This is a genomic window from Streptacidiphilus sp. MAP12-16, from assembly GCF_041262165.1.
GTDB lineage: Bacteria > Actinomycetota > Actinomycetes > Streptomycetales > Streptomycetaceae > Streptacidiphilus.
On record NZ_JBGCBY010000069.1, the window covers coordinates 1 to 5310 of the forward strand.

The 5310-nt window shown below is 67.6% G+C and carries 6 protein-coding genes; 3 read left to right on the forward strand and 3 right to left on the reverse strand.

The window, feature by feature from the left end; translation table 11 throughout:
* Positions 1–525 precede the first annotated feature (525 nt).
* On the forward strand, positions 526–1800 hold the full coding sequence (locus ABIA33_RS37915) for a hypothetical protein (protein ID WP_370088774.1): 1275 nt from the start codon (positions 526–528) through the stop codon (positions 1798–1800).
* A gap of 536 nt (positions 1801–2336) precedes the next feature.
* On the opposite strand, the gene ABIA33_RS37920 is transcribed toward ABIA33_RS37915, so the two are convergent.
* Together ABIA33_RS37920 and ABIA33_RS37925 are read right to left on the reverse strand one after the other, a co-directional pair.
* On the reverse strand, positions 2337–2852 hold the full coding sequence (locus ABIA33_RS37920) for a putative immunity protein (RefSeq protein ID WP_370088776.1): 516 nt from the start codon (positions 2850–2852) through the stop codon (positions 2337–2339).
* Positions 2853–2911: 59 nt separating this feature from the next.
* A complete protein-coding gene (locus ABIA33_RS37925; protein ID WP_370088778.1) occupies positions 2912–3079 on the reverse strand; it encodes a hypothetical protein in 168 nt (55 codons plus the stop codon).
* 71 nt (positions 3080–3150) lie between these two features.
* Between ABIA33_RS37925 and ABIA33_RS37930 the strand changes: the two genes are divergently transcribed.
* Positions 3151–3630, forward strand: coding sequence for a hypothetical protein (locus tag ABIA33_RS37930; protein ID WP_370088780.1), 480 nt, complete (start codon positions 3151–3153; stop codon positions 3628–3630).
* Positions 3631–3689: 59 nt separating this feature from the next.
* Positions 3690–4214: an Imm21 family immunity protein gene (locus ABIA33_RS37935; protein WP_370088784.1), complete on the forward strand. Its 525-nt coding sequence runs from the start codon at positions 3690–3692 to the stop codon at positions 4212–4214.
* On the opposite strand, the gene ABIA33_RS37940 is transcribed toward ABIA33_RS37935, so the two are convergent.
* On the reverse strand, positions 4190–5266 hold the full coding sequence (locus ABIA33_RS37940) for a glycosyltransferase family 39 protein (RefSeq protein WP_370088782.1): 1077 nt from the start codon (positions 5264–5266) through the stop codon (positions 4190–4192). The two genes, ABIA33_RS37935 and ABIA33_RS37940, sit on opposite strands and share 25 nt — an antisense overlap.
* Between the last annotated feature and the right edge of the window lie 44 nt (positions 5267–5310).

Sequence of the window (5310 nt, forward strand, 5' to 3'; positions counted from 1 at the left end):
CCTTGCTACCCATCTGTGATCCTTCCCGGCAGAGACCCCGTCTCATGCCTTACTGGGTCACACCGGGCCATACACAAACTTCCGGACAGTCCCGGTCGGGCGCTCGGCGCATCCGCCCGTGGTATGCCTACTCGACGGCGTGCGGCGTCCAGCGCCAACGGGCCGAATACGCCAATCACCACGGAAGGAGATGACTGCCGATTCCACCCGGGACGAGGTGCGGACCCTGGCCCGCCAGATCCTTCTCGCCCGACTGGGCGCACGGCGTCAGCCACTGCCACGCGGCGTGCTGCCGTAACACTTCTACGACTGAGTGCCTAGGCACGAGGTGGGACGGCGACGAGAGGCAAGGTGGGACAGTGCCGCCGTCTCGCTTCTGGTCCGGGGAGCCACTGTGCCTGACCTATTCGGGGAACGGAGTTGACGACACCCCAATCATGGCAGCTCACAGTGGTTCTGCGTAGGACCGACGGCACAGCTCAGCAGCCTTGTTCGGGCGTTCGGCCGAGCCCCAGACTTCCCCCCATGAACTCACCGGGGAATGTCGATCAGGACGAGGTGCTGCGCGCCCGGCACATGCTGCTCGGGTCAGGGAGACTCAGCCATAAGCAGCAGGTCGACGCCTACCGGACGCTGGCGCAGGTGAGCCCGCTCAGCTACCTGCCGCGGCTGGCCCGCGCTCTGCTGATGGTGGGCTACCAGTTGCGCGACAAGCCCGAAACGGAACTCGCGCTGTTCGCCGAGGCGCTGGCGGCGGCACGCGCGATCGGGCAGTCCGAGCCCAAACGCACCGAACTGCTCATGCAGGTGCTGGACGCCTACCAACGCCAGCTGTATGTGATGGGTCGCCGGACGGAGGGGTTCACGGTGCGCGAGGAGATGGCGCGCACGGGCCGGGCCGCCTTCGAGGCTGGCCTGGTGCCGGACCCGGTGTGCGGGCTGCGGCGCCTGGCGGCCGCCCTGGCCGAAGAGGGACGCCACGAGGAGTCCGCAGCCGCACACGCCCGCATCGTGGCGGCCGGACGGGCCGGCACCACCCCTTCGCACAGCACGTTCTGGGCCACCGTCTCCTGGTCGGCCGAGTTGGACGCGGCCGGCCGACACGGGGAGGCCATCGAGGTCTTCTCCGAGCTGGTCGACGCCACCCGTACGCGGCTGGACGAAGGCCGGGGCGCGCTGTCCTCCCTGGTGTGGGAGCTGATCCACCTCTCCCGGCTGCTGGAGTGGCACGGACAGCCCGAGCGGGCCCGCACCGCCCTGCTGGAGGCGGACGGAGCCCTGGCAGAGCTTGCCGCGACCGGTGAGCGCAAGAGCGGGGGCGGATTCCGCACCTGGTGGGTCATCCTCCTCACCCTCTCCGGCCGCCGGGAGGAACCGGTGGTGCCGGGCGAGCCGCAGCCACCGTTCGGCGAAGAACGCCTGGGCTGGTCCCCGGACCTGCGCCACAGCTACTGCGAGGGCCGCGGCGCCCTGGCGGAACGAGCTGCCGCGCTGGCGCCCCTCGCGGCCGCCGCCCCCCGCACCCACCTGCCCGAACTGCTCACCGTCCAGCGCAGGCTGACGATCCGCTCCGCCATGTACTGGGAAGACCGCACTCACCAGATATTCGAGCCGCTGCACCCCCTGTTCGACGAAGGGGTGTCCCTCGCGCGCCGACTGGCCCGTGCGGACCCGGATCTGGGCAGCAAGGCACTCGCCAGAGCACTGACCGACCGTTCCACCCTGTTCCTCGCGTGCGGTCGCCACTACACCGAGGCACTCGCGGACTACCGCGAGGCCAACACCACCCTCACCAGGTGACTCGCTCCGCGCGGGCGACCCGCGGACGCACCCGCAGAACGAGCGGTCCCGTTCGCGAACCGTGCGGGCTCGGGCGTGGCCCCAACCCGTGAGTTGACCGCTGCAGCCCGGGCAGGTCAGACGTCCCGCGCGCAATCGATCCTCCAGCCCGGCCGGATCCCCGTCTCCATGACCAGCGCCAGCACCTCCGCGGCTCGTCCAGCAGTCGCGGCAAGCCTGCTGCCGGCATACAGGCCAACGTGCGCAGGTAGGTACGCCTGAACGTGCACAGCGTTCGTACCGTCGGATGCCAGCCGTGGATGCCCCCACCCGGTAGGCCGCGCCGCTCGGGCGCCTGCAAGCTCAGTGCGCCAGGTCAGGGCCACTTGATCGGCTGGGCCAGGCCTTTGCCGGCCATGAGTGGCCTCGTTCAGGTCCAGGAAGAGGGTGTCGCTGCCGCCGTTGCGGGCGATGGGAAGTAGACCGGTCAGGGAGATGTCCACTGCGAGCCAGCCGTCGCGACTGCGCTGGTACTCGCCCAGGAGCCGTCACGCCCGTCAACAGTCGAAGACCGACCAGCAGATGTCGTTTCGCAACCGCTGATCCTCTAGGACGAGTTCGCGAATCACATCCGGGAGCTGTTCGCGCTGCCAACGGCACTCGAGCCTGCCGGCGCTCTCACCCTCCCGTCCGGGGGCCGCCGCACGCACGGCCTTGATCGCGTAGGCCGCAGCACCAAGCTCGTGTGCGGCGACATGCGCCACCACTGCTGCCTGGCCGGCAGCATATGCGGCGTGCCGAGCGGCTCCGCTCAACTCTCTTGCCGCAGCCATGGCATGGCCACCCGCCGCACGGGACTGAGACATCCTGATCTCGCCGCACGCCCATGCCCGAATCTGCTCGATCGCCTCGCGGGGCCGCGGGTCCGAGGGCTGCACCGACTCGAATAGGGGCAGAACGTGCTCCGCGCACGCGGCAGCCCACAAAGCCAGGAGCCGATGGTCGGAGTCCGTAAGCGTCCCCCCACGGCGGATGGTGATGAAGCGGGGGTCGCGATCTTTGGGGAGGATCATGGTGTTGGAGTCCCGTGGCGTGGCGCGCCGTGCTTGGTTGGCGTTCTGCTCGGTGTGGTTCAGGCGCCAGGCACGAGCTCGACGACGTGAACGGCATCAGTCTGTCGTGATGCATGGAGTTGCGCCATCGATGCGTCGGTCAGGTAGCGGCGCGCGATGACCCACTCGCCGGGCTGGATCGCCCACGACGGCGCCGACGAGACGGATCCGTTCTCCTGATTGACCATTGACCGCTCTGGGAACATCTGGCGAGGTGGGCGCTCCGGCGTACATAACGAGGAGCCGCTATCGTTCGGCGGTGACCGGTCCCGCGGAGCGCCCGCTGCTCTTCCTTGATGTTGATGGGCCGCTCATCCCGTTTGGGGCAGTCGGGTATCCGACCTACCAAACCGGCTACGAGCCATCGGGCAGCGGCTCGAACCCGCTTCTGGCCAGGATCAACCCCGCGCTCGGGCCCAGGTTGTTGGCGCTTCCGTGCGAGCTGGTCTGGGCAACCACGTGGATGGCCGACGCGAACGAGTGCATCTCGCCGCGACTCGGGCGGCCAGAGCTGCCCGTGGTGATCTGGCCGGAGCCGTCCGAGAACGATCAAGGAGATGAGCGAGCCGGCCTTCACTGGAAGACCCACGCACTCGTCGGTTGGGCGAGTTTACTGACCGGCGACTCGATCGCGTCGCCTTTGACCAGCACATACGCATTGCGGACAGTTCCGCGACGTTCAGGCTTCACGCATCCGAGCGGAACGCTGTCCGTGGCTGTGGGCAGACTGACTGCATGAACGCCTCCTCGCTATCTGACACCGAATCACCTGAACCGTCCCGAGCGTGGGTGGAGTCGATGGGTGGGCCGTTGATCGTCGTCCCTGTATCGATACTGGCCAGTTGGGGAGGCTGCACGGAGTCTGGGATGGTGATCGGCAACGCTGATGCACCCGACGACTACGACCGCGCTTGCCAGGTGGACGGTTTCGCCGGCCTGCTTGCCGTAGATGACGAAGGAGCCCAGGCCCTCGTCCTGGCCGATGAGCCTGCTCGCACCTACTACCTCCAGGAGCATCGGGCTTTCCTCCGTTGGCTCGCCGCAGATTCTGAGGCAGACCTGGTCGCGGCTGCCGAGGCCGTCCTCGTAGATCCGGAGAGCGAGTGGGAGGGGTGCGGAACCTGGGAGACGGACGGCCCGGCAGTGCTCATGGACTCCGCGATCGCAGGGGCCGAGCTGAACGTCGAGTACCCAAGCGGCGGATTTCCTGAGCAAGTGGCCGTGCCCCTGCCTGTCGGCAAGTGGACGGTGCGGGCCGTCCATGCCTGGGCCAACGAGCGTGCGTCGGTAGGCCTGGTTCAGCTGCTGCCCGCTGGGACCTGACTGTCGGTGCTGTCGAGTACGGTCGTGGCTGCGCGGTCGGCATCCGAGGAATCCAGCTCCGCAATGCGGCGGCCTCCCTGGTCTGTCCGAGGGTGGCCCGGTCGCGAACCGGGACCTATTCGACGTCCAGGCATTGTTGAGGGGTAAGAGTGGGTCCTGCCAGCGCCGACCGCGCAACGTCGCCCCCACGGTCCTGTTGGAGTTCGAGCACTTGAACCTCCAGGTCGGCCGTGCGCTTCTCCGCGAAGCGGATGTTGGAGCGAGCGCCTTCGAGTCGTTCCTGGAGTTTCCGGTGCTCGCGGGTGAGCTGTTGGACGCGGTGCTTCAGGGTGGTGTTCTCTGTGGTCAGGTTCCAGGGCCCGGAGCAACAGCATTGTGGCCACCGTCACGCCCAGGATCGTGAAGGCATAGGACCGAGCCTCCTGGGCGTACCGGGAGACTGCCGGCATGACCGCGAACGCCAGTCCGGCAAGAACGCCCGCGGACGACGAGAACATCCGTCGGCCTAGCAGCGCCACGCAACCCGCTGCCCCGGCCATCGCCAGTACGGAGGGCAGGCGCAGGGCCACTATGGAGTCGCCGAAGATTTTGATCCAGAAGTGCAAGAAGAGGTAGTACGCACCGCTGGATGTGTCCACATGGCCCAACAACCGGAACAGCTGAGGAACGCTGCGCGAGGCCGCACTCCAGGAGGCGAGTTCGGCACGCCACAGTTCCGGCTGGCTGAGCTTGTAGAGCCCCAGCACGAGGGTCAGCACCATCGGCCACAGCCACACCGAGCACAGAAGTCGCTGGATGAGGGAGGACCTGCTGTCACTGGACGCGGATCCCTGCACCAGCGGAGCCAGATCGGACGGCTCTATGTGACCGGCGTATGAAGTCGTGGACATGAAAAGAAACCATACGGGCAGCGTGATCAGCCAGGGCCACTGGCCCAGTGACCCGGCGAGCTCCGGCCCTGATGCAGGCCGACCACGACCCTGTCCACCGCACCCGCAGCGCCGGGACTGTCCGGAAGTTTGTGTATGGCCCGGTGTGACCCAGTAAGGCATGAGACGGGGTCTCTGCCGGGAAGGATCACAGATGGGTAGCAAGG

Coding starts and splice junctions, on each gene's coding strand:
- ABIA33_RS37915 (WP_370088774.1), top strand. CDS start 526: ATGAACTCACCGGGGAATGTCGATCAGGACGAGGTGCTGCGCGCCCGG.
- ABIA33_RS37920 (WP_370088776.1), bottom strand. CDS start 2,852: ATGATCCTCCCCAAAGATCGCGACCCCCGCTTCATCACCATCCGCCGT.
- ABIA33_RS37925 (WP_370088778.1), bottom strand. CDS start 3,079: ATGGTCAATCAGGAGAACGGATCCGTCTCGTCGGCGCCGTCGTGGGCG.
- ABIA33_RS37935 (WP_370088784.1), top strand. CDS start 3,690: ATGGGTGGGCCGTTGATCGTCGTCCCTGTATCGATACTGGCCAGTTGG.
- ABIA33_RS37940 (WP_370088782.1), bottom strand. CDS start 5,266: ATGCCTTACTGGGTCACACCGGGCCATACACAAACTTCCGGACAGTCC.